The following is a 20,926-nucleotide window of genomic DNA, read 5'->3' as shown; positions in this document are numbered from 1 at the left end:
CGGCCGAGAGGGCGGGTCATGGCCGACCAGGAAACGACCAACACCGTGGCGGACGCGCTGGTCGAGCGGCTGCGCGTGTGGGGGGTCCCGAGGGTGTTCGGGTACGCGGGCGACGGGATCGATCCGCTGCTGGCCGCGCTGCGCAGGGCCGGGGGCGACCCGGAGTTCGTGCCGGTCCGGCATGAGGAGATGGCCGCGTTCATGGCGTCGGGGCACGCCAAGTACACCGGCTCGCCGGGGGTGTGCCTGGCGACGCAGGGGCCGGGGGCGATCCACCTGCTCGGCGGGCTCTACGACGCCAAGCTCGACCGCAGGCCGGTGGTGGCGATCGTGGGGCAGGTGGTGTCGACCGCGTTGGGCAGCGGCTACCTCCAGGAGGTCGACCTGCACACCCTCTTCAAGGACGTGTGCGGGCAGTACCTGCAAACCGCGTTCGCGCCGGAGCAGTTCCCGATGATCCTGGACAACGCGATGCGCACGGCCATCGCCGAGGGGACGCCGACCTGCGTGATCGTGCCGCACGACGTGCAGCGCGCCGAGATGCCGGAGCAGATCCCGCACGCGCACGGTGTCGTCCCGTCCAGCGCGGTGATCGCCCGGCCCCGGGTGCTGCCCGCCGACGCCGACCTCGGCCGGGCCGCCGACCTGCTGAACCAGGGCCGCAGGGTGGCGCTGCTGGTCGGCCGGGGCGCCGCCGGGGCAGGCCCGGAGGTCGAGCGGGTGGTCGACCTGCTGGGCGCGGGGGTGACGGTGTCGCTGGTGGGCAAGCCGGTGCTGCCCGAGGACGCGCCCTGGCACACCGGGGTCATGGGACATCTGGGCACCACGGCCAGCGCCGAGCTGATGGCGGGCTGCGACACGCTGCTCATCGTGGGCTCCAACGACCCGTGGACGGAGTTCTACCCGGAGCCGGGGCAGGCGCGGGCCGTGCAGATCGATCTCGACGCCCGGGTGGTGGGCGGCAAGTACCCGGTGGAGGTCCCGCTGGTGGGCGACACCACCGAGACGCTGCGCGCGCTGATCCCGCTGCTGGCCCGCAAAACCGACCGCGGCTGGCACGAGCAGGTGACCGGCAGCGTGTCCCGGTGGCGGTCGCTGGCGCAGCGGCGGGCCAAGGACCCCGCCGACCCGCTCAACCCGCAGTTGGTGGTGCGCGAGCTGTCCGACCACCTGCCCGCCCGCGCCCGGGTCGCTGTCGACGTCGGCTCCACGACCTACTGGTACGCCCGCCACCTGGCCCTGCCGCCGGGGACGCCCGCGCACGTCTCCAGCTACCTGGCGTCGATGGGCTGCGCCATGCCGTACGCCCTGGCCGCCAAGCTCGACGCCCCGGACCGGCCGGTGGTCGCCCTCGTCGGCGACGGCGCCATGCAGATGAACGGCCTGCTGGAGCTGATCACCGTCGCCGACCGGTGGCGCTCCTGGGCCGATCCCCGGTTCGTCGTGCTGGTGCTGCACAACCGCGACCTCAGCGAGGTCAGCTGGGAGCAGCGCGAGATGGAGGGCGACCCGCGCTTCCCCACGTCGCAGCGCGTGCCCGATTTCCCTTATGCCGCTTACGCCGATCTGCTGGGCCTGCGCGGCATCCGCGTCGACTCCCCGAGGCAGGTGACCAGCGCTTGGCGCGAGGCGTTCGACGCTGACCGGCCCGTGGTCGTCGAGGCCGTGGTCGACGCGGCCGTCCCGCTGCTGGCCCCGCATCTGCCCGACGACAAGGCCGACAAGATGTACCAAGGCCTGTCGCGGGAATCCGACGACGGCGGCGCCCGCGAACACCTTTTCCGGCAACGCGAAGAAGAAGGCCACGACGACCGCGCGCGCCAGACCGCCGCCCACTGACCCAAAAGCTGATCCTGGGAACGAAAGTTCCCGGACATAAACCTGACAAGAGCCCGCGCCCCGCCGCAGGCTGCGCTCGCGCCGAAAGCACGTCGCTCATCCTGCCTGCCCGGCGAGGGACTGGCGATGTCTGACCGCACGAACAGACTCCACTGGCCACTGCTGTGTGCACGACGCGCACCTGATCCTGCTGCGGCCGGGCGGGTATGTCGGATTCCACGACCTGGCGGCCTCGGCGCGGCCATCACGGTGCGCGCGATCGCGCGCACCGAAACGGAATCAGGCCGCTTCGACGACGCGGTGCGCCACGCCGAGCGGGCAGGTGCCCAGCTCGCCCCTTCGGCCTGGGCGTCGCCATGTCGCTGAACTTCCTTGCCTGGGCGCACTTCTCGCTCGAACAGCCCGTCACCGTCCAGATAGGACAGTGGAGTCCGCTGAATCCGCTACCCATTCGGCGGAAAGGCGTGGTGAGCGATCCGGGGTAGTCTCGACACTCCTGTCGAGCAGGGCCTGATGTTGAGGTGATCGGACATGACGAAGTCCGTGCAGGCGACCCCCGAGCAGAGCGAAATCCCGTTTCTGGACATCACGAAACCCGGGTTTTCCTATGACTCCCCGGAAGTGGCCGCCGCCAGGGAGCGCCACTGGTACGCGGAAAGCCCGGTCGGGCTCATCGTGCTGCGGCACGCCGAGGCGCAAGCGCTCATGCGGGACCCCCGATTCGACCACGACGGCGCCGGGTTCATGCGGATGAACGGCGTCGAGGACGGCCCGATCTGGGACTGGTACGTCCCCATGCTGGTCAACCACGACGGCGCCGACCACCGGCGGCTGCGCGGCTTGGTGCACAAGGCTTTCACCCCGCGCACCGTGAACGACCTGCGCCCCTTCGTCCGCGCGCAGGCACGGCGGCTGGCCGACAGCCTCGCCGCCACCGAGGTGTGCGACTTCTTCGCCGACTTCGGCAACCCCTTGCCGCTGGCGGTGATGTCGCGGCTGCTGGGCGTCCCCGAGCAGGACTGGGAGATCTTCCGCACCTGGACCACCGACCTGGGGCTGGTGTTCAGCCTCGCCCACGGGGGCGACTTCCGCGAGCGCGTCACGGCCGCCGTCGTCGGGCTCTACGGCTACGTCGACGCCCTGATGGACGCCAAGGCGGCCCACCCCGCCGACGACCTGATCTCCCGGCTGGTCCTCGCGCAGCGCGAAGACCAGCCGGTCAGCCGCGCGGAACTGCTCAATCTCCTGGTCACCCTGGTCTTCGCCGCGCACGACACCACCCGCCACCAGCTGGCCAACGCCATGGTCGCCTTCGCCGACCACCCCGACCAGTGGCGCCTGCTGGGCAGGCGGCCAGGGTTGATCCCCACCGCCGTGGACGAGACGATCCGGTGGGCCCCGTCGTCGGTGTCGGTGTTCCGGTTCGCCACCGAGGACCTGGAGTTCCAGGGCACGTTCCTGGCGAAGGGCACGTTCCTGCTCATTTGCAGCCCGGCCGCGCAACGCGACCCGCGCGCCTACCAGGGCGCGGACACCTTCGACGTCACCGCCGGCGACCGCGAGCCAGCCGTCCAGTTCGGCGGCGGCCCGCACTACTGCCTCGGCGCGGCCCTGGCCAAGGTCGAACTCTCCGAGGCCTTCGCCGCCCTCACCGAGCGGCTGGGCCCGCCCACCGTCGCCGAGCCGTTCACCTGGCGCCCGCCCATCGGCATCCTCGGCCCCACGTCCCTGTCCCTGCGCTTCGCCGACGCCCAGCCCTGATCGACCGGTGGGCTATGGCGGCGACTCGTCCGGGGACGGGTCGCCGTAGGGGGCGACCGCCGGGTCGTCGTCAGCGGGGGGCTCGGGGTCGCGCCATTCCTCGGCGCGGGTGGGGCCGCCGCCCTTGAGCGTGCCCTGGAGTTCGGCTTTCAGCGCGTCGTCTTCTCGGGGGGAGTGCTGGTCGCTCTCGCGGTGCATCTGTGCCTCCTGGGATTGGTCTCCCAGGGGTTTCCGCGGGCGCGGTGGGTGAAACTCCCTCGGCCGGGTGGGCGGGATCATGAACCGGCGGCCGGTCCGCTGCTCGCCGTGCCCGCGGTGTCACTGGCCCGGAGTTCACTGGTCCGGAGTGTCCGCGGCGTCCTCTCGGCGGCCCCAGGCGGCGAGGGTGAACTGGGGGATGTCGATGAACGTGGGGTCGGCGAGCAGGGTGTGGAACTCGTCCAGGTCGGTCTGGGTGACCTCGCCGGTCGCGATGAGGCCGGTGGCGACCTGGTCGATGAGCGGGCGCCAGCGGTCGCGGGCCAGGTTGCCCATGCAGGCGAGTTTGCCGGTGAACTCGATCGAGGACAGGCCTGCGCCCGCGAGCAGCGTCGGGAGGCGGCGCGACCAGGTCAGGTCGGCGCCGTGGCCCGCGTAGACCTTCCGGTAGGCGTCCATGATGCGGGTCATCACCGGGAACGGTGAGGTGTCCGCGGGCAATTGGTACGGGTCGGTGACGACGAGCCAGCCGCCGGGTTTGAGCCAGGTCGCGGCGCGGGCCAGGACGGCGTCGCGGTCGGGCAGGTGGCACAGGACGAACCGGGCGTGCACCAGGTCGAACCGGCCGGGGGCGAAGCCGGGGTCGGTGATGTCGGCCTCGGCGACCTCGAAGGCGCTCTCGGCCGGGTCGAGGTAGCGGGTGTCGATGTCCACCGCGACCGTCCGGCCCGCCGGGCAGCGCTCGGCCAGCCAGGCGGCGATCGAGCCAGCGCCCGCGCCGAGGTCGAGGCAGTCCCAGTCCACGCGCGGGCCGAGGCCGTCGAAGATGTCGGTGCTGAACTCGTCCACCGACGACTGGATGGCGCCGAGCCTGCGGCGCTCGCCGGGCCGGTCCTTGCCCAGCGCGCTGGTCCGGTAGTCGCCCGCGTTGCCCGCGCTCGCGCTGTCGGCGTCGGTGCTGGTGCTGTCGGTCACGTGGTCTCCTCGGCGGCGGACGGGGTGGGCGTCCGGCTGGCGGCGAACTCCAGCACCAGGGGCGAGTGCTGGGCCTGGGCGAGCAGTTCGAGGAAGGCGAGTTCGTGGGTCCACTCGTCGCCCGCCGGTTCGCGGCCTGCCGGGGAGGTCTGCTCGGCCGGGTGCGGCTCGGCGCCCGCGGCCTTGGCCGACTCGGCGACGGCCAGCCAGCAGGCGGTGGTCACGGCCTCGACCGCGCGGGCCTCGGCGTCCGGGTCGGCGGCCAGGACGTGCGCTCTGGCCGCGTCCACGGTGTCCTGGTCGACGTAGTCGCGCAGGATGAGCAGCGCGTCGCGGATCTCGATGACCCGCCGGTACAGCCGCAGGTCGATCGAGGCGAGCCGCTGGCCGGGCGCGGGCAGCCGGACGTGCGGCGCCGCGGTGACCAGCCGCCGCCACAGCGGCGCCAGCCCGCGCAGGGTGCCCAGGCGCCGCCACAGCCCCCAGCCGTGCGCGAGCACCGGCACGGTCACCGCCGCCACCGTCAGCCACGCGGTGATGCCGATGTTGAGCGGGAAGAACGCCCCCAGCCACGGCGCGTCGGTGAGCAGGTAGCCCAGCACGACGAAGGACCAGAAGACCGTCGACGACGCGAAGCCCGCCGCGAGCAGCCGCAGCCCGACCCGCAGCGCCACGGTGCTCGCCTGCCGGGCGTAGCGGGCGCACAGCACCGCGCAGGGCAGCACCGCCACCACGTGCGCCACGCACAGCAGCCACCAGAACGGGCTGTACCAGGGCACCGCGATGGAGGTGACGCAGCCCGCCGCCGGGACCGGCCCAGTGTTGAGCCAGACCAGGGTGACGCTCACCGCGGCCGCGGCGCCGTACACCAGCAGCGGCCTGCGCCGCGCGATCGCGGCCAGCACGAAGTCGAGGATGAACGCCGAGCTGATGACGCCCCAGATGTTCATCGCGATGCCGCAGCTCTGCCCGAACACGTAGGTCTCGGTCAGCACCTTGGTGATCGGGTCGGTGTAGACGGTGATGGAGCCCGCCAGACCCGCGACGGCGATCAGCAGCCGCCGCTGCGGCCGGGAGCGCAGCGCCCCGGGCAGGCGCAGGGCCAGGGCGACCCACAGGGCGATCGCGCCCAGCATCACCGCGTCGCTGCCGAAGTCGCGGAGGTCGGTCGTGGTCATGCGGCGTGCGTCCTGTCGTTGGTCGTGGCTGTCGCCGGGTCGGGTGTCATGTCAGCGGCTCCACAGGCCGAGCGCGGATTCCAGCTCGCCCAGCGTGCCGGTGGCCGCGCCGGGGGCCTGGGCCTGGGCGGTGATGCGGATCAGGCTCGCCACCAGTTCCGCCTCCTGCTCCTCGTCGGTGGTGTAGCTGGTGCGGGCCAGCAGCCTGCGCACCAGCGCTGGCGAGAGGTCGGGCAGGAACCGGCCGAGGTCGGCGACCAGGTCCGCGGACTTGCTGTGGTGGTCGCAGAGCATGTGGCCGATCTCGTGCAGCACGATGTGGTCGCGGTGGAACGGGGTGGTCTTGGCCTCGACGAAGATCACATCCCGGTCGGCGAGCTGCAGCCAGGCGCCGCAGGCGTTGACGGTCAGGCCCGCGGGCAGGGTGCCGATCTCGATGGGCCGGTTCCGCTGCTCGGCGAGCTGGGCGACCAGCGCCGAGACCGAGAACGGCCGGGGCAGCGTGATGCCGTCGACCAGCGACCGGCACTTCCTGTAACCGTGTCGATTGACCATGTCCTCGCCGACACCTCCGCCTGGGCACCTCCGAAACCGGCCTGGCCACCGCCGCGCCGAGCGTGCCATCACTCGCCCCGCGCCTGCCCGCCGTCCCCCGCGTCCGTCGCGGGCCCCAGCCGTTCGATGCGCCGTGCTTCGGTGACCATTGCCAGCAACGCGTCGAGCGTATCGTCCGAGAGCCCCTCCGCACGCAGCGCGATGGACCGCACCTTCTGGTTGCGCAGCGCGATGGCCAGGTCGAGCTGCGCGTCGACCCGGGAGGCGACCACGTCGTCGAGGAAGTACTCGGCGGGCACCCCGAAGAACTCGGCCAGGGTGACCAGGGTGTCCTGGGTGAGGTTGCGCTTGCGCCCGCTGGCCAGTTCCCACAGGTAGGTCGCCGACATGGGCTTGCCGGTCTGCTCGCGGATCTGGGCGGCGAGCTTGGCGTACCCGGGCCTGCTCGCCTTGTCCGGGTACAGCCGGTCGCGCAGGTGGTTGATCTTCTCGGCCAGCCGACCCTCGGCACCGGTGTCCGCGCGCTGCTCCGGGTCCATCCAGGTGGTCCTCACGGTCGGTGTCGTCCGCTGAGGCGGATGCCCCAGACGGTGCTTCATTGTGGAACACCGTGGGGCGGTTGACAAAGCTTGGGTATCGGGGCCTATTCTGCTAGTGGGGCGTCCGCTATAGCGGACGGTGCTGAGGAGACCTGGGGGCTCTTCAGCATCAATTGGGGGGCTACCCGTGTGCGCGAGGGGGGCATACGGGTAGTCTGTAGTCGGCGCCCGCCCTCCAGCGACCCCCAGGCTGTTGAGGGCGGCGCCGCTTTCTTTGCGCGGTCCGCGCGCGGCGGCGGTGAAACGCCCGCCGGGACGATCTCGATGCGCCATCATGGCCGGGCGCGCGCCCGGCGTGCCGAAGGTCACGACCCCGAGGAAGACACCTCTGTGAGCGACGTCGCCATGACGGCCCGGTTGACCCGCGAGCTCGCCCGGCTCTATCCCGACGACGACAGCGTCCGCCGCGTCCTGGCGTTCGCGGGCATCCCCACGGAGCTGGTCCGGTTCCACAGCCGGGCGCTGGACACCTGGTTCAACGCGGTCACCGAGGCCGACAACCGCCGTCGGCGCGGCGACCTGCTCAAGGTCGTGCTGCTGGAGCACCCGGACAACGCGCCGCTGCACGACGCGCTGCGGGACTCGCTCGACCAGCCCGCCGCCGACAGGCCGCGCTGGACGCCCGCGCCGGACGGGACCGGCGGCGTGGAGAAGCTGATGGGCGCGCAGAGCACGCTGCTGCCCGTCGCCTTCCTGGAGACCGGGCTGCGGCGGGCCAGGGCGGTCTGCCGCATCCAGACCGCGCGCGGCGCCAGCGGCACCGGCTTCCTGATCGACGGCGCCCGCGTCGTCACCAACCACCACGTCCTGCCCGACGCCGACACCGCGGCCGGGGCGACGGCGACGTTCAACCACCAGACCGACGCGGACGGGGTGCTGCTCCCGGCCACCACGGTCCCGCTGCTGCCCGGCCGCGCGTTCGCCGCGTCCCGGGCCGACGACCTCACCGTGGTGGGCACGGTGGGGCACGCGAACGACGACTGGGGCCGGATCGATGTCGGCGCCTCGGCCCGCCCGAACGTGCCGCGGGTCAACATCATCCAGCACCCCGGCGGCGGGCCGAAGCAGATCGCGCTCTACCACAACGTGGTCAGCCACCAGGACGACCGGGTGCTCCAGTACTACACCGACACCCTGCCCGGCTCGTCCGGATCGCCGGTGTTCGACGACGCGTGGGATCTTGTCGCCATCCACCACGCGGGTGGTCAACTCTACAATCCGGGTACGAAGAGCTGGGTCTACCGGAACGAGGGAATCGCCATCGCCCGGCTGAACGCGTTGTTGGGGGGCGCATGACCGGTGTCCACACCGAGAACGGATGACGCATGGCGCGGTCGGCTTGGCAGAACCTCCGCCAAGGCCTGGAGGGATTCCTGGCGGCCCGCTACCGGGACCGCGACGAGATAGCCCGCGTCCTGCACCACGCGGAGATCCCGGTCACCAACCGCACCGACCTGGCGCCGCTGGTGGTGTGGCACCAGATCATCAGAAGTGTCGAGCGGGTGCCCGCGCAGCTCGCCGACCTGCTGCTGGTGGTCGAATACGAGAACCCCGACGACCCGCTGCTGGTCGCCGCCCTGGAAGCGGTGGACGAGCTCGACCGCGCCGGGCCGGAGGACCCCGCGCCGCCCGCGCCCGCCGAGCGGGCCGCGCCCGGCTCCGGCGGCGACCGGGCCGCGCTGCTGACCTGGCTGGCGACCGAGTGGCCGCGCACCGGGCCGTGCGTGTGCCTGGTCGAGGGCTTCCCCGGGGTCGGCAAGACGCACCTGAGCGACCAGCTCGTTGCCCGCGCCAAGGACCGCAAGTTCATCGATGTGGAGATCCCCGAGGGGCAGACGTCCTTCCACGACCTCATGCTCGCCGTCCGCCAGGCCCTGCTGCGCGGGACCGACCTGTCCGTCCCGCCCGGGGCGGACATCCTGCAGTTCCTGCGCATCGCGCTGCGCGAGCCGATCACGATCAGGATCGACGACTTCCAGTACTGCATGGACGCGCACGGCGACCCGCTGCCCGAGCTCGTGGAGTTCTTCAGCACCCTGAAACCGGCCCGGCACCAGGGCCGCGTCCTGCTGCTGTCGGCCCGCGCGCTCAACGAGGAGGTCCCCTGGCACGACAAGATCGAGGTCCGCCCGCTCAAGGCGCTCGACACCGCCGAGGGCGGGCGTCTGCTCACCACGTTCCTGCGCAACCTGGGCCGTGCGGACGAGGTGCCGCCGGAGCGCCTTGACGACGTGGTCGAGTGGCTGGGCGGCAACCCGCGCGCGTTCAAGATCTTCACCTCCAGCCTCAAGGCCGCGCCGCTGGACGAGCTCATCGGCGCTGAGCCGCAGGCGTGGGAGCTGCGGCACCGGCGCACCAGCGAGGCGCTGCTCAAGCGCCTGGAGCGGGAGCTGGTCAAGCGCACCCTGCTGACGGTGTCCGACGAGGGCCGCGACGCGCTGATGACGCTGTCGGTGCACCGCAGGTCGTTCAAGCGGGAAGCCCTCATCCTGGCCGACCCTCGGGGGCGGCACGAGGACATCCTGCGCGAGCTGGTCGACAACTTCCTGCTGGAGCGGCGGCAGAGCTGGTACTCGCTCAACCCGGTGGCCAAGGAGGTCGGGTTCGCCCAGATCAGCCACGACCAGCAGCGGGCGCGGCGGGCGCACCGGACCGCGGGGGAGTACTACCTGCGCCCGTTCAGGGCCAAGTCCTTCAACGCGCCGCGCAACGGAGCCGACTTCATCGAGGTCCGCCACCACCTGGTGCTGTCCAACCAGGTCCGGGCGCTCAACAAGATCGCCCAAGACTACGCGCTCGACCTGGAGAAGTACTACAAGCGCACGTCCCCGATCCCGAGCGACCCCACCGCGCTGACCGAGACGATCGTCCTGTTCACCGCGGCGCTGTCCGGCGGGAGCCCGTCCCCGGACCTGCACTACTACCTCGCCCGGCTGCTGCTGGCCCGCGACGAGGGCGAGGACAGCGTGAAGGCCAGCGAGGAACTGGCCGCGGCGACCGCCCTGCCCTCCTGCGTCGCCGACATCTGGCTGCTGCACCTCAAGGTGATCGCGGAGTTGCGCGGCGTCGCTGAGATCGTGGCGACCGTCGAGCAGGCCGCGCTGTCGGTGCCGGACACCGACATCGTGACCATCGCCGCCGAGGCGGCGAAGCTGGTCGTGGCCAAGGGCGGCGTCGACGAGGGCGTCGCCCTGCTCCTGCGCGCCATCGAGACCGCGGGCGCGGGCTACGACACGACGGGCCTCTACGGCGAGGCGGCGCGGCTGCTGGCCGAGCGTGCGGATGCCGACGAGGCGATTTCCCTGCTGCGCAAGGGGATCGATGCGGCGGGCGCGGAGCACGACGCGCGGAGCCTCTACCGTGACGCCGCGCGGCTGCTGGCCGAGCGCGGGGACGGCGACGCGGCGATTTCCCTGCTGCGGCAGGGGATTGATGCGGCGGGCGCGGAGCGCGACGCGACGGGTCTCTACCGGGAGGCGGCGCGGTTGCTGGCCGAGCGCGGGGACGGCGACGCGGCGATTTCCCTGCTGCGGCAGGGGATTGATGCGGCGGGCGCGGAGCGCGACGCGACGGGTCTCTACCGGGAGGCGGCGCGGTTGCTGGCCGAGCGCGGGGACGGCGACGCGGCGATTTCCCTGCTGCGCAAGGGGATCGATGCGGCGGGCGCGGAGCACGACGCCGCGGGCCTGCACCGGGAGGCGGCCCGGCTGCTGCGTGCGCGCGGCGACGACGACGAGGCCATCGCCGTGCTGCGGCAGGGGGCCGAGGCGGCGAAGAACGACTACGAGGCCACCAGCCTCTACCGCGAGGCGGCGCGGTCGCTGGCCCAGCGCGGCGGCCGGGAGGAAGCGATTTCCCTGCTGCGGCAGGGGATCGCGGCGGTCACCGTGCGGGCGCACGCCGTCGACCTGCACCGCGACGCCGCGCGGCTGCTCGCCCATGGCGACGCGGCGCAGGTCGACGATGCGGTGGCCCTGCTGCGGCGGTGCATCGAGATCAGCGACCACGACCACCACTCGGTCACCCTGCTGCGCGACATCGCCCGGCTGCTCGCCCGCCGCGACGGCCCCGACGTCGCGGTCGACCTGCTGCTGCACGGCGTCCAGGACGTGACCGAGAGCCACCACGCGGTCGGCGCCTACTACGACGCGGCCGAGATCCTGATGGAGCACCGGCGATTCGCCCGCGCCACCGAGGTGCTGACCGAGGCGATCGCCCGGCACGCCGACCACCCGACGGTGGCGATGCTGTACTCGGCGCGCGCGGGCGTGCTGTCCAAGCAGGGCGACTTCGCCGCCGCCGTCCGGTTCCTCATCGGCGCTTCCGCCACCCTGGCCCACCAGCACCGGGAGCGGCTGCACACGCACACCATGTTCCTGGCCCACCAGTTGCGGGACCCGGCCGTCTCCGCCGAGGTCGCCGCGATGCTCGCCGACAGCGGCGACGAGCTGAGCCGGGTGCTGTGGGAAACCCTCGCCATGCAGAACCAGGACCGCTGGGCCGACGCGGCCCGGATCGCCGGGGACCTGCGGCGCGCCCACGGCTTCAACGCCACCCTCGCGGGCCAGGAGGTGTTCAGCCTGCTCTGCACCGGCGAACACGCCGAGGCGGTCGAGATCGCCGCCAACTTCACCCACCGCGAGGCCACCGCCGAACTCGCCAACTGGCTCAACGCGACGACCTTGATCGTCGCCGGACGCCCCGACCTCGCGCACGGCTTCCTCGCCGAATGCCTGCGCCGCGAGCTGACGGCGGCGGAGAAGGACAACCCGCTCTTATGGGTCCAGATCTGGAAAGTCGTGCCGCCGGGCATCCAGCCCCACCCCGCGTTCTACTTCCCCCGCCTGCCCCGAGTCCTCACCGGCCTCGACACCGACCTGGTGATCTCCGCACCGCCTCCCGCCGCCTAGGCGCGCTGTCCCGTCCGTTCGCCTCGTTGGCCGCTTCTCAGCGCCGGGTGGAGTTCTGGCTCGCGTCACGCCGATAGGTGTAGACGACGAGGCCCTTGCTGATCTCGGCCACCTTGTCGTACAGGCCGCGCGCCGGGGAGTCGTCCAGCGCGTTCCAGTAGAGGCGCGGAAAGCCCTGTTCCCCGGCGTCGCGGGCCACCCACGTGATCATCGCTGTCGCGGCGCCCCGCCTTCGCGCGTCCGCGGCCACGAACAGGTCCGCCAGATAGCACCTCCCGGCACCCCAGATGCCCGCGTGGAACACGTAGTGCGCGATCCCGACCATCCTGCCGTCCAGCCGCGCGGCGATTCCGCGCGCCTGCTCGCCGTCGAGCAGGCGTCGCCAGGTCTGGTCGTAGGCGTCGTCGCCGCGTTCGACCGCGGAGTGCGCGTCGTACCCCCGGGCGAGCACTTCCCAGTGGGCACGATCGGATTCGGTCAGGAAGCTGATCTCCGCCATGGCCCCATCCTGTCCCACAGCCGGTCGGTGGTGGGCCGGTGTGGGGAAGGCGGTCAGCAGCGGTCCGGCTAGTGCGGGTCGGTGTGCAGCCAGGGCGCGCGGATCACCTGGATGTCCTTGGCCAGGCCGTGCACATGCAGGCCGTCGGTGTCCACGCGCAGCGAGACGCGGCTCCCGCCGAGGGGGACGTCGTCGATGAGGAAGTATCCCAGCGACGCGGGCACCGCGGGGTCGATCCACACCCGCCCGTCCGGCACGTGCGGCTCGACCCGCAGCAGGGTGCGCAGCAGGTGGACCGGGGCGGCCGACGCCCACGCCTGCGGTGAGCACGAGGTCGGGTAGGGCACCGGGCGGTAGTACTCGGCGCGGTCGAACCCGCACATGAGTTCCGGCAGCCGACCGCCGAACTCCTTGGCCGCGTCGAAGATGGCCGCGGCGACCCGCTGGGCGTGCTCGACGAACCCGTAGCGCATCAGCCCGGCCGCGACGATGGCGTTGTCGTGCGGCCACACCGAGCCGTTGTGGTAGCTCATCGGGTTGTAGGCGCCCATGTCCGCGGACAGCGTGCGCACGCCCCAGCCGGAGAACATCGCCGGGGAGAGCAGGTGGTCGGCGACCGCGGCCGCCTTGTCCGCGTCCACGATGCCCGTCCACAGGCAGTGCCCGATGTTGGAGGTCAGCGCGTCGATCGGGGTCTTGTCCCGGTCCAGGCCCAGCGCGAACCAGCCCTTGTCCGGCAGCCAGAACCGCTCGTTGAACGCCTGCTTCAGCTTCGCCGCGCGCTCGCGCCAGTGCCCGGCGCGCTCGGTGTCGCCGACGCCCTCGGCCATGTTCGCCCGCGCCAGGTAGGCGCCGTAGACGTACGCCTGCACCTCGCACAGCGCGATCGGGGCGGTGGCGATGCGCCCGTCGGCGAAGTTCACCCCGTCCCAGGAGTCCTTCCACCCCTGGTTGACCAGGCCGCGGTCGGTGCCGCGCTCGTACTCGACGAAGCCGTCGCCGTCGCTGTCGCCGTGCCGCTCGACCCAGTCCAGGGCGCGGTCGGCGTGCGGGAGCAGCGCCTCGACGTGGTCGCGTCCGATGCCCCACAGGTGCAACTCGCCCATGAGCAGCACGAACAGCGGGGTCGCGTCGGCGGTGCCGTAGTAGGCGTTGCTGCCGCCGAGGGCGAGCGAGGCGTCCGCGCCGAACCGCATCTCGTGCACGATCCGGCCGGGCTGCTCCTCGCTGTGCCGCTCGGTGCGGCTGCCCTGGTAGCGGGCCAGGGTGCGCAGGGTGCCCAGGGCCAGCACCGGGTCGACCGACATCGCCATGAGCGAGGCCAGGATGGAGTCGCGGCCGAACAGCGTCATGAACCAGGGCGCGCCCGCGGCCACCACTTCCTCGTCCGGGCGCTCCGGGTCCACGATCCGCAGCGCCCCGAGGTCCTGGCGGCTGCGCTGCAGCGTGCGGGCCAGGCCCACGTTGTCCGCCCACCGGACGACCGGGCCGCTGCGCCGCCACTGCTTGGCCCGCACCATCGGCACGGACTCGGTGACCGGGCGCTCGGTGGGGAACAGCGCGGGCCACTCCACCCCGTCCACGGTCGGGTGCACCAGGATGCTGGTCTGCCACGACTCCCGGGGTCCGACGATCGCCCGGAACAGCAGCCGGTCGGCCCGCGCCTCCGCGCCGTGCGCGCTGATCCGCACGCCGCGGCACTGGTCGCGCAGCCGCCGCCGCATCCGCATCTCGCCTGCCTCGACGTCGATGCTGTACTCGCCCGCGGAGCGGACCCGGCCTTCCTTGACCTCGAACAGGTCGGCGAAGTCGGCGCCGATCTCGACCGACAGCCAGATCTCGGCCGTGCGCTGCCCCAGGTTGCGCAACTCGATGTCCTCGCGCATCCCGGTGCCGACGTAGCGGTCCCGGTGCACCAGCAGGCTGGCCTCGCCGATGTCGTGGTCGAGGTGGGCGCGGCCGAGGAACGTCGCGTGGAACGGGTTGGGCGTCATCGTGGTGATCGGCTCCACCGGCCGGTCGTTGAGCCGGACGTGCCAGGTCGAGATCACCCGGGTGTCCCGGAAGAAGACGCCCTGCGCCGCGTCGGTCGCCATCTCGCCGTCGCCGCCGCAGACGCAGAACGAGGTGCCCTGGACCAGGGTGACCGTGCCGTTGCCCAGTGCGGCGGGTTCCCCGTCGAAGGCCCACCCACTGCTCACCGCGACCACCTGCCGTCCGCGTGTCGTGTCACCCGGTCCCGTCCCAGCATCCCCGCGTTGCCCTAGATCCTCAACACTTCCCCGATGGTGCGCACGCGGTGAACGACGCAGAGTGCGCGCGGATTCCCTCGCCCGGCACTGTCCACACACGATGGTGGGTCTTACCGCTGCGTCGTCGGGGTACTCGAGTCACCATCGAGGAAGGAGTCGGCAAATGGAGAGTCGACCGCTGCGGATCGCGATGATCGCGCCGCCGTGGCTGGAACTCCCGCCGCGCGCGTACGGCGGGATCGAGAGCGTGTGCGCTGACCTCGTCGACGCCCTGGTCGACCGGGGGCACCAGGTCACCCTGGTCGCCCCCGGCCGGAACCGGACGAAGGCGACCCTGGTCAACACCTACCGCGAACCGCAGCAAGAGCGGTTCTGCCAGGTCGCGCCGGATGTGGTGCACGCCGTGGCGGTGCAGAGGTTATTGCCCGACCTCGACGTCGACATCGTGCACGACCACACCATGACCGGACCCCTGCTCGCGGGCAAGTGCCCGGTGCCGACCGTGGTCACCGTGCACGGCCCGGTCACCAACGAGCTCAGGGACTACTACACCCACATCGGGGCCGACGTGAGCCTGGTCGCCATCTCGACGGCGCAGTGCCGGGCCCGGCCGGACCTGCCCTGGGCGGGCATGGTGCACAACGCCGTGCACCTGGACGCCATCCCGTTCCGCGCGGACAAGGAGGACTACGTGGTCTTCCTCGGCCGCGCCAACCCGGACAAGGGCGCGCCACTGGCCATCCAGGCCGCCCGCGCCGCGGGCCTGCGCATCGTCCTGGCGGGCAAATGCGGCGAGTCGAACGAGAAGCGCTACTTCGCCCGCGAGGTGGAACCGCTGCTCGGCCCGGACGCGGAGTGGATCGGCGAGGTCGACCACGAGGCCAAGACCCGCCTGCTCGGCGGGGCCCGCGCCCTGCTGTTCCCGATCCGCTGGGAGGAGCCCTTCGGCATGGTGATGATCGAGGCGATGGCGTGCGGCACCCCGGTGGTGGCGCTGCGCCGGGGCTCGGTCCCCGAGGTCGTCACCCACGGCGAGACGGGCCTGATCTGCGACTCACCGGACGACCTGCCCGCCGCCCTGCGCGACGTGGACCGAATCGACCCGGCCCGCTGCCGCCAAGAGGTGGCGGACAGGTTCACCGCGGACACCATGGCCGAGGGCTACCTGAGGGTCTACCGCTCGGTCCTGCGCGACCGACAAGCGGTCCCGGCCCCCCGCCTCGCCCCGGCCACCATCGCGGCGACGTGATCCGGTTCGCGGAGCACCACCTGACCGCCCGACCGCGGTGAGACCGGGCGGTCAGGTGCGCACCAGCCCTGGACCCGATCTCCGCCTGCTCGTCCGATCGACAGTCCTGTGGTGCACTAGGGCGGCGGTGTCGGCACTCGACAACTGATCCGCAAGCCAAGGTGTGCGTGGGCCAAGGGGGCCAGCGATCGTCTCGTGATCGGCGGTGCCGTGCAACAGGGGCACCTACGCCACGAGGGGCTTCGCGCGCGAAGCCCCTCGTGGCGTAAGCGGGGGGGTGGTCGGACTCTGCCGACAACCTGGTTATCGGCGGCGATCGCGCGGGTCATGATCGCCCGATCGGGTGAGATCGCGGGGTTGTCGATCTTGCCCCGGATGGGGGGTCACTCGAAGGCGGGGCCGTCCTTGCCCGGCGCTCGGTGCGGTGGCCATCGTGGGTGGGTCTGATCCCTCGAACCTGGAGTCCGCTCATGGCGACGCCCATCCGGCTCGTGTCGCGCCGAACCCGTAGCACCCTGCCCGACATGCCGACCGTGGGGTCGACCTATGTGGTGCTGTCCGACCTGTTCGACGACCGCGGCGATGCGGCGGGGCGGGGGTTCGCGACGTGCTCGATTGTCGACGTCACCGCGGCGGGGCCGGTCGTCGCGGCGACGATGGTGTTGCGGCTGGCCGACGGGGAGATCCACTACCAGCGGGTCTTCGACCGGTTCGGCGCGTATCCGCGGTCGGGGACGGGGGCGATCCTGGGCGGCACGGGCGCCTACCGGGACGTGCTCGGCGAGGTGGAGGCCACGTGGCCGGACGCGGACCAGGTGGATGTGGTGATCCATCAGGTGGCCGGGGCGAGGGGGTGACGGGGCCCGCACCCCGCTGGGTCCGGGTCGTGGCCGCCCTGGCCGGGTCGGCCTACCTGGTCCAGGGCGTCTGGGCGGTGGCCCACCCGCGGTCTTTCGCCGACCTGGTCGCCACCTTCCCGCCGTACAACGCGCACTACCTGCACGACAACGGCGCCTTCGCCGCCGGCGTCGGGGTGTGCGTGCTCACCGCGCTGGTCTGGGCCGACGCGCTGGGGGCGGCGCTGGCGGGCGCGGCGGCGGCGTCGGTTCTGCACCTGGTCAACCACATCACCGACGCCCACCTCGGCGGGTCGCCGTCCGACCTGGTCGGCCTGGGGGCGATGGCGGCGCTGACCACCGCGGCGCTGATCGCGGCGGCGCTCACGCGGCGTGCGCGCGGGCGCGGCGCAGCGCCAGGTCGAACACCCGCTCCCGCATCTCGGAGCCGCGCTGGGTGACCAGGAAGTGGCCCCCGCCGGGCAGGTGGACGAGGTGGAACCCGGCCGTGGTGTGCTCGCGCCACGCGGCGAGCTGGGCCGGGGTGACCAGCGGGTCGCTGGTGCCGCCGAAGGCGTGCAGCGGGATCGGGAGCGGGACGATCTCCCGGCGCCGGTCGCTGGCGCAGACCCGCAGGTCGTCCTTGACCACGGCCAGCAGCGGCCCCAGCCAGTCCGGGCGGCGCAACAGCTCCGGGCGCAGGCCGTCGATGTCGCACAGGTGGGTGGCCAAGTCCACATCGGACACCTCGTCGACGGCGATCCGCACCGGGTCGAGATGCGGGGCGACATAAGAGGCGACCGCCAGCGCCTCGGGCGCGCGCAGGCCGAGTTCGAGCCTGCGGTGCGCCACCCGGTAGGCGACCAGCGCGCCCATGCTGTGCCCGAAGAACACGTGCGGACCCGCGAGGACCGGCGCGAGCTCCGGCAGCAGCGCCTCGACCAGCGTGTCCAGATCCGTGTGCCGCGGCTCGCCCATCCGGCTCTCCCGGCCGGGCAGCTGCACGGCGTGCACGGCGAGTTCGGGCCCGGCGTGCTTGCGCCACTCGCGGAACACCGAGGCCGTCCCGCCAGCGTGGTGGAAGCAGACCAGCGTCACCGGGGCAGGCCCGGTCGAGTCTGAAGCGGTGGAATCCGGTCTGGTCGGGGAAAACGCGGCGGTGTTCGGCGCGGTCCGGGTGGTCGCGGCCGGGGTGGTCGCGGTGGGAGTCGAGGTGGCCGCGGTGGTGGGACTCGGAGTGGTGGGACTCGCGGTGGCGCGGCTCGGGATGATGGGACTCGGGATGATGGGACTCGGGGTGGTGGGGGTCGGTGTGGTCAGCACGGTCATCGGGCCTTTCTGGCGGGTGACAGGGCGCGGCGGGCGGCGCGCAGGCGGAGCGCGGCGCCGAGGACGGCGGTAGGGACGCCCTTGCCGGGGCGCCGGGACAGCAGCGACCGGATGATCCACAGCTTGGTGTCGGTCAGGTGCGCGGGGGAGCCGTGCACGTCGTCGAACTCGACTCGGGAGAAGCGCGGGAGGGCGGCGGCGAGCAGGGCGCTGTCGGCGGCGGGGACGATCTCGTCGCGCCCGCTCACCACGTAGCCGACCGGGATGTCGACGCGGGCCAGTTCCTCGTCGGTGAGCGCGAAGCCCGCGAGGGCGTCGGGCAGCGCGGCGCGGGGCAGGCCGGTGACGTGCGCGAGGGTCCGCTTCGTGGTCTCCGGAACCGTTTCCCACCAGTCCGAGTCGGTGAAGAACTCGCGGACCGGGGCGCCGACGGTGAGCACGCTGCGCACCCTGGGGTCGCGGGCCGCCCAGTGCAGGGCCATGGTGCCGCCGAAGCTGAACGCGACGGTGTGGACGCCCTCGTACGGGGTCAGCTCGGCCACCGCGTCGGCGAGGTCGGCGAGCATCAGGTGGCTGTCGGGCTGGTAGCGCAGCGGGTTCTCGCCGACGCCGGGCATCTCGGCGACCACGACGGCCATGCCGAGTCGGCGGGCCGCCACGAGGAACTGCGCCCACTGCTCCTTGACGCTCACGATCCCGCCCATGATGAGCAGCAAGGGTTTGCGCGCGGTGGTGTCCAGCCCGCTCGCCCACACCGGCACGGTTTCGCCGAGCACGCGCAGGTTCCGCCGTTCGATGCCCGGCTGCCCGGCGCGCCACTGGTCGAACGCGGCGACGCACTTCGCCGCCGCCGCGCGCTGTCCTTCGGTGTCGGGGTAAGGGAAGCGCGCCAGGTTGTAGCGGCGGCACGCGCCGAGCGGGTCGCCTTCGGCCAGCGCCGCGTCGCCCGCCGAGGTCCACGCGACCGACCAGGAGCCCGGGCCGTCGTCGCCGAGCCTGCCCCCGGCGGCGATGATCGCCCCGGCCCGCGCGGGCGTCATGCCCTGGGCGCGGGCGTGCAGCAGCACGAGGTCGGCCACCTCGTCCGCATAGGACAGTGTCATCCCGGTCACCATTTCGCCTTCCCTTCCACGGCGGATTCCACCGCTGTCGTGATCCGATACCGGTCCGCCACGATCGCGCTGCGCACCCGCCAGCCCGCGGGCGGGTGGGCAGCCTGGATAATCCGGAAGTCCAGGGCCAGCCCCTCGCCGCTGGCCTTGGCCAGCGCCTCTTTCGCCGTCCACAGCCACACCATGTCCTCAGTGGACAGATCGGTTTCGCTCGGATGGCAGGCTCGGGCGACAAAGGCGGGCGTGCGCAGCGGCCGGTCGCGGACCTCGACGTCCACACCGACGCGCCCGGCCCGCGACAGCGCGGTCACCAGCACGTCCCCGGTGTGTGCCAGACTGACGTCCACTGCGGACTCGCCGGTCAGCGAAGGCCGCCCGCGCGGGTCTTTGGCCAGTCGCACGGGCCGCCCCAAAGCCGCCTCCGCCACCGCTTGCGCCATCGCCCGCGACGCGACCAGCCTGCGCCGGAACGCGACCCTCGTGGACCGCTGGTAGCGGGCGAGGTCGTCGCCGAGCAGGTCGCGGGCGTCAGACGGCGTGCGGCTCCACGGTTCCACGCTCGCCCACACGGTGATCGTCGCGCCCTCGGCCAGCCGGGGGACCGTCGGTGCGAGCAGGCCCGGTGTCACGGGGCCGAACGGATCGGGGCACATCGGCGGCCTCCAGCGTCTTCTTCAACTCGCCCATGACCTCGGCGGCGAGGGCGCCGTCGATCATCCGGTGGTCGAAGGTGACCGACAGCGGCAGCAGCGGCCGCACAGTCACCGCGCCGTCCACAGCCACCGGGGTCGGCGTGATCCGGCCCAGTCCCACGGTGAGCGTCGTGCCGCCATAGGAGAAGAACCGGCGCACCGGCTGGTGCCCGAGCGAGGTCAGCGCGACCGTGCCCATCCGCAGCCGCCGCCCGCGCGGCCCGGTGGCCAGCCGGAACGCGAGCCTGCCCACCGGAACCGGCAGCTTCTGCAGCTTGCGAACCCCGTCCAGCTCATGGATCTGCTCGATCGGGGTGTCACGGAGCCGGTCCACGGCATTCTGCAGGTGGTCGATCGTGCACCCGTCCACATCGGGCAGGACCACCGACAGCACCGCCCGGGTGCCGTCGACTTCCTTGTCCAGCGTCAGTTTCACGTCCACGCTCGCGTGCGTCGCGGCGCGGGGGCGCAGCGACCCGGCGAACGCGGCGTTGGCCTCCGGGTAGCGCGGCAGGACCTGGCCGAGCGCGTGCATGACGTAGGCGACGACCGAGTACCGGCGGGCGACCGCGCGGTGCGCGAGCAGCGCGGTCGCGTCGACCTCGGTGTCCAGGTAGACCGGGCTGGCCGCGGCCGCGAAGCGCAGGAAGTGCAGCGTCTGCCTGCGCCCCGGCGGAATCGGCGCGATCGAAGGCTTTGTCACGCCGCCGCCACGGCTCGGTGCAGGTCGCCCAGGGACTTGGTGCTCAGCAGCTCGGCGACCCGCAGGGTGATGCCGCGCTCGGTCTCCAGCGCGGAGAGCACCTTGAGCAGGTGCACGGAGTCCCAGCCGGGCAGGTCGTCGAACCCGGTCGCGAGGTCGGCCACGGTCAGCGGCAGGCCGCTCTCGGCCCCGACCAGGTCGATGAACTCGGTTTCGGTCATCTTCTGTGCTCCTGGATG

General features: G+C 72.5%; 19 protein-coding genes. 7 read left to right on the top strand and 12 right to left on the bottom strand.

Annotated features, from left to right (window positions below; translation table 11 throughout):
- Positions 1-18: 18 nt before the first annotated feature.
- Together BLS56_RS29525 and BLS56_RS29520 are read left to right on the top strand one after the other, a co-directional pair.
- Entirely contained in the window at positions 19-1,839 is a 1,821-nt protein-coding gene (locus BLS56_RS29525; RefSeq protein WP_091457663.1) for a thiamine pyrophosphate-requiring protein, read from the top strand.
- Between the two features lie 531 nt (positions 1,840-2,370).
- Positions 2,371-3,600, top strand: coding sequence for a cytochrome P450 (locus BLS56_RS29520; protein ID WP_091457660.1), 1,230 nt, complete (start codon positions 2,371-2,373; stop codon positions 3,598-3,600).
- Positions 3,601-3,612: 12 nt separating this feature from the next.
- Here the strand turns inward: BLS56_RS29520 and BLS56_RS29515 are convergent, their stop codons facing one another.
- From BLS56_RS29515 to BLS56_RS29495, 5 genes are all read right to left on the bottom strand, one after another.
- Positions 3,613-3,798 carry a hypothetical protein gene (locus BLS56_RS29515; RefSeq protein WP_091457658.1) on the bottom strand — a complete coding sequence of 62 codons (186 nt, stop codon included), beginning with the start codon at positions 3,796-3,798 and terminating at the stop codon, positions 3,613-3,615.
- A gap of 135 nt (positions 3,799-3,933) precedes the next feature.
- A complete protein-coding gene (locus BLS56_RS29510) occupies positions 3,934-4,773 on the bottom strand; it encodes a class I SAM-dependent methyltransferase (protein WP_228772038.1) in 840 nt (279 codons plus the stop codon).
- Positions 4,770-5,951 (bottom strand): MAB_1171c family putative transporter, encoded by a 1,182-nt coding sequence (locus BLS56_RS29505; RefSeq protein ID WP_091457655.1) that lies wholly within the window; start codon positions 5,949-5,951, stop codon positions 4,770-4,772. The genes BLS56_RS29510 and BLS56_RS29505 overlap by 4 nt, the downstream gene beginning before the upstream one ends.
- A 51-nt stretch (positions 5,952-6,002) precedes the next feature.
- Positions 6,003-6,506, bottom strand: coding sequence for a hypothetical protein (locus BLS56_RS29500; protein ID WP_091457652.1), 504 nt, complete (start codon positions 6,504-6,506; stop codon positions 6,003-6,005).
- Positions 6,507-6,574: 68 nt separating this feature from the next.
- Positions 6,575-7,060 carry a hypothetical protein gene (locus BLS56_RS29495; protein ID WP_228772037.1) on the bottom strand — a complete coding sequence of 162 codons (486 nt, stop codon included), beginning with the start codon at positions 7,058-7,060 and terminating at the stop codon, positions 6,575-6,577.
- A 375-nt stretch (positions 7,061-7,435) separates the two neighbouring features.
- On the opposite strand from BLS56_RS29495, the gene BLS56_RS29490 reads away from it, so the two are divergent.
- A complete protein-coding gene (locus tag BLS56_RS29490) occupies positions 7,436-8,401 on the top strand; it encodes a trypsin-like peptidase domain-containing protein (protein WP_139191068.1) in 966 nt (321 codons plus the stop codon).
- Positions 8,402-8,430: 29 nt separating this feature from the next.
- The gene (locus BLS56_RS29485; protein ID WP_091457644.1) at positions 8,431-12,015 is read left to right on the top strand and encodes a tetratricopeptide repeat protein; all 3,585 of its coding nucleotides are present in this window, start codon (positions 8,431-8,433) and stop codon (positions 12,013-12,015) included.
- 37 nt (positions 12,016-12,052) lie between these two features.
- On the opposite strand, the gene BLS56_RS29480 is transcribed toward BLS56_RS29485, so the two are convergent.
- Together BLS56_RS29480 and BLS56_RS29475 are read right to left on the bottom strand one after the other, a co-directional pair.
- Positions 12,053-12,514 carry a GNAT family N-acetyltransferase gene (locus BLS56_RS29480; RefSeq protein WP_091457641.1) on the bottom strand — a complete coding sequence of 154 codons (462 nt, stop codon included), beginning with the start codon at positions 12,512-12,514 and terminating at the stop codon, positions 12,053-12,055.
- 68 nt (positions 12,515-12,582) lie between these two features.
- Positions 12,583-14,715, bottom strand: coding sequence for an amylo-alpha-1,6-glucosidase (locus BLS56_RS29475; protein WP_267463961.1), 2,133 nt, complete (start codon positions 14,713-14,715; stop codon positions 12,583-12,585).
- 214 nt (positions 14,716-14,929) lie between these two features.
- On the opposite strand from BLS56_RS29475, the gene BLS56_RS29470 reads away from it, so the two are divergent.
- The 3 genes from BLS56_RS29470 to BLS56_RS29460 all read left to right on the top strand — a co-directional run bounded on the left by BLS56_RS29470 (position 14,930) and on the right by BLS56_RS29460 (position 17,312).
- Complete coding sequence (locus BLS56_RS29470; RefSeq protein ID WP_228772036.1) at positions 14,930-16,015, top strand: glycosyltransferase family 4 protein; 1,086 nt, start codon at positions 14,930-14,932, stop codon at positions 16,013-16,015.
- 470 nt (positions 16,016-16,485) lie between these two features.
- The gene (locus BLS56_RS29465; RefSeq protein WP_091457638.1) at positions 16,486-16,872 is read left to right on the top strand and encodes an allene oxide cyclase barrel-like domain-containing protein; all 387 of its coding nucleotides are present in this window, start codon (positions 16,486-16,488) and stop codon (positions 16,870-16,872) included.
- Entirely contained in the window at positions 16,869-17,312 is a 444-nt protein-coding gene (locus BLS56_RS29460; RefSeq protein ID WP_139191067.1) for a pyridoxamine 5'-phosphate oxidase, read from the top strand. Before BLS56_RS29465 ends, BLS56_RS29460 begins: the two co-directional genes overlap by 4 nt.
- On the opposite strand, the gene BLS56_RS29455 is transcribed toward BLS56_RS29460, so the two are convergent.
- The 5 genes from BLS56_RS29455 to BLS56_RS29435 are packed head-to-tail and all read right to left on the bottom strand — an operon-like array spanning position 17,236 to position 20,908.
- On the bottom strand, positions 17,236-18,180 hold the full coding sequence (locus BLS56_RS29455) for a thioesterase II family protein (RefSeq protein ID WP_139191066.1): 945 nt from the start codon (positions 18,178-18,180) through the stop codon (positions 17,236-17,238). The two genes, BLS56_RS29460 and BLS56_RS29455, sit on opposite strands and share 77 nt — an antisense overlap.
- Entirely contained in the window at positions 18,177-19,283 is a 1,107-nt protein-coding gene (locus tag BLS56_RS29450) for an alpha/beta fold hydrolase (RefSeq protein ID WP_175483108.1), read from the bottom strand. Before BLS56_RS29450 ends, BLS56_RS29455 begins: the two co-directional genes overlap by 4 nt.
- Positions 19,284-19,288: 5 nt before the next feature.
- Positions 19,289-19,849 carry a 4'-phosphopantetheinyl transferase family protein gene (locus BLS56_RS29445; RefSeq protein WP_175483107.1) on the bottom strand — a complete coding sequence of 187 codons (561 nt, stop codon included), beginning with the start codon at positions 19,847-19,849 and terminating at the stop codon, positions 19,289-19,291.
- Entirely contained in the window at positions 19,821-20,687 is an 867-nt protein-coding gene (locus BLS56_RS29440; protein WP_091457626.1) for a 2-oxo acid dehydrogenase subunit E2, read from the bottom strand. Before BLS56_RS29440 ends, BLS56_RS29445 begins: the two co-directional genes overlap by 29 nt.
- Positions 20,684-20,908: an acyl carrier protein gene (locus BLS56_RS29435; protein ID WP_091457623.1), complete on the bottom strand. Its 225-nt coding sequence runs from the start codon at positions 20,906-20,908 to the stop codon at positions 20,684-20,686. Before BLS56_RS29435 ends, BLS56_RS29440 begins: the two co-directional genes overlap by 4 nt.
- Positions 20,909-20,926 lie beyond the last annotated feature (18 nt).

Source organism: Actinokineospora iranica (genome assembly GCF_900101685.1).
Lineage (GTDB): Bacteria > Actinomycetota > Actinomycetes > Mycobacteriales > Pseudonocardiaceae > Actinokineospora > Actinokineospora iranica.
This window is presented reverse-complemented; position numbering and strand designations above follow the sequence as displayed.

Coding starts and splice junctions, on each gene's coding strand:
- BLS56_RS29525 (WP_091457663.1), top strand. CDS start 19: ATGGCCGACCAGGAAACGACCAACACCGTGGCGGACGCGCTGGTCGAG.
- BLS56_RS29520 (WP_091457660.1), top strand. CDS start 2,371: ATGACGAAGTCCGTGCAGGCGACCCCCGAGCAGAGCGAAATCCCGTTT.
- BLS56_RS29515 (WP_091457658.1), bottom strand. CDS start 3,798: ATGCACCGCGAGAGCGACCAGCACTCCCCCCGAGAAGACGACGCGCTG.
- BLS56_RS29505 (WP_091457655.1), bottom strand. CDS start 5,951: ATGACCACGACCGACCTCCGCGACTTCGGCAGCGACGCGGTGATGCTG.
- BLS56_RS29500 (WP_091457652.1), bottom strand. CDS start 6,506: ATGGTCAATCGACACGGTTACAGGAAGTGCCGGTCGCTGGTCGACGGC.
- BLS56_RS29485 (WP_091457644.1), top strand. CDS start 8,431: ATGGCGCGGTCGGCTTGGCAGAACCTCCGCCAAGGCCTGGAGGGATTC.
- BLS56_RS29480 (WP_091457641.1), bottom strand. CDS start 12,514: ATGGCGGAGATCAGCTTCCTGACCGAATCCGATCGTGCCCACTGGGAA.
- BLS56_RS29470 (WP_228772036.1), top strand. CDS start 14,930: ATGGAGAGTCGACCGCTGCGGATCGCGATGATCGCGCCGCCGTGGCTG.
- BLS56_RS29465 (WP_091457638.1), top strand. CDS start 16,486: ATGGCGACGCCCATCCGGCTCGTGTCGCGCCGAACCCGTAGCACCCTG.
- BLS56_RS29455 (WP_139191066.1), bottom strand. CDS start 18,180: ATGACCGTGCTGACCACACCGACCCCCACCACCCCGAGTCCCATCATC.
- BLS56_RS29450 (WP_175483108.1), bottom strand. CDS start 19,283: ATGACACTGTCCTATGCGGACGAGGTGGCCGACCTCGTGCTGCTGCAC.
- BLS56_RS29435 (WP_091457623.1), bottom strand. CDS start 20,908: ATGACCGAAACCGAGTTCATCGACCTGGTCGGGGCCGAGAGCGGCCTG.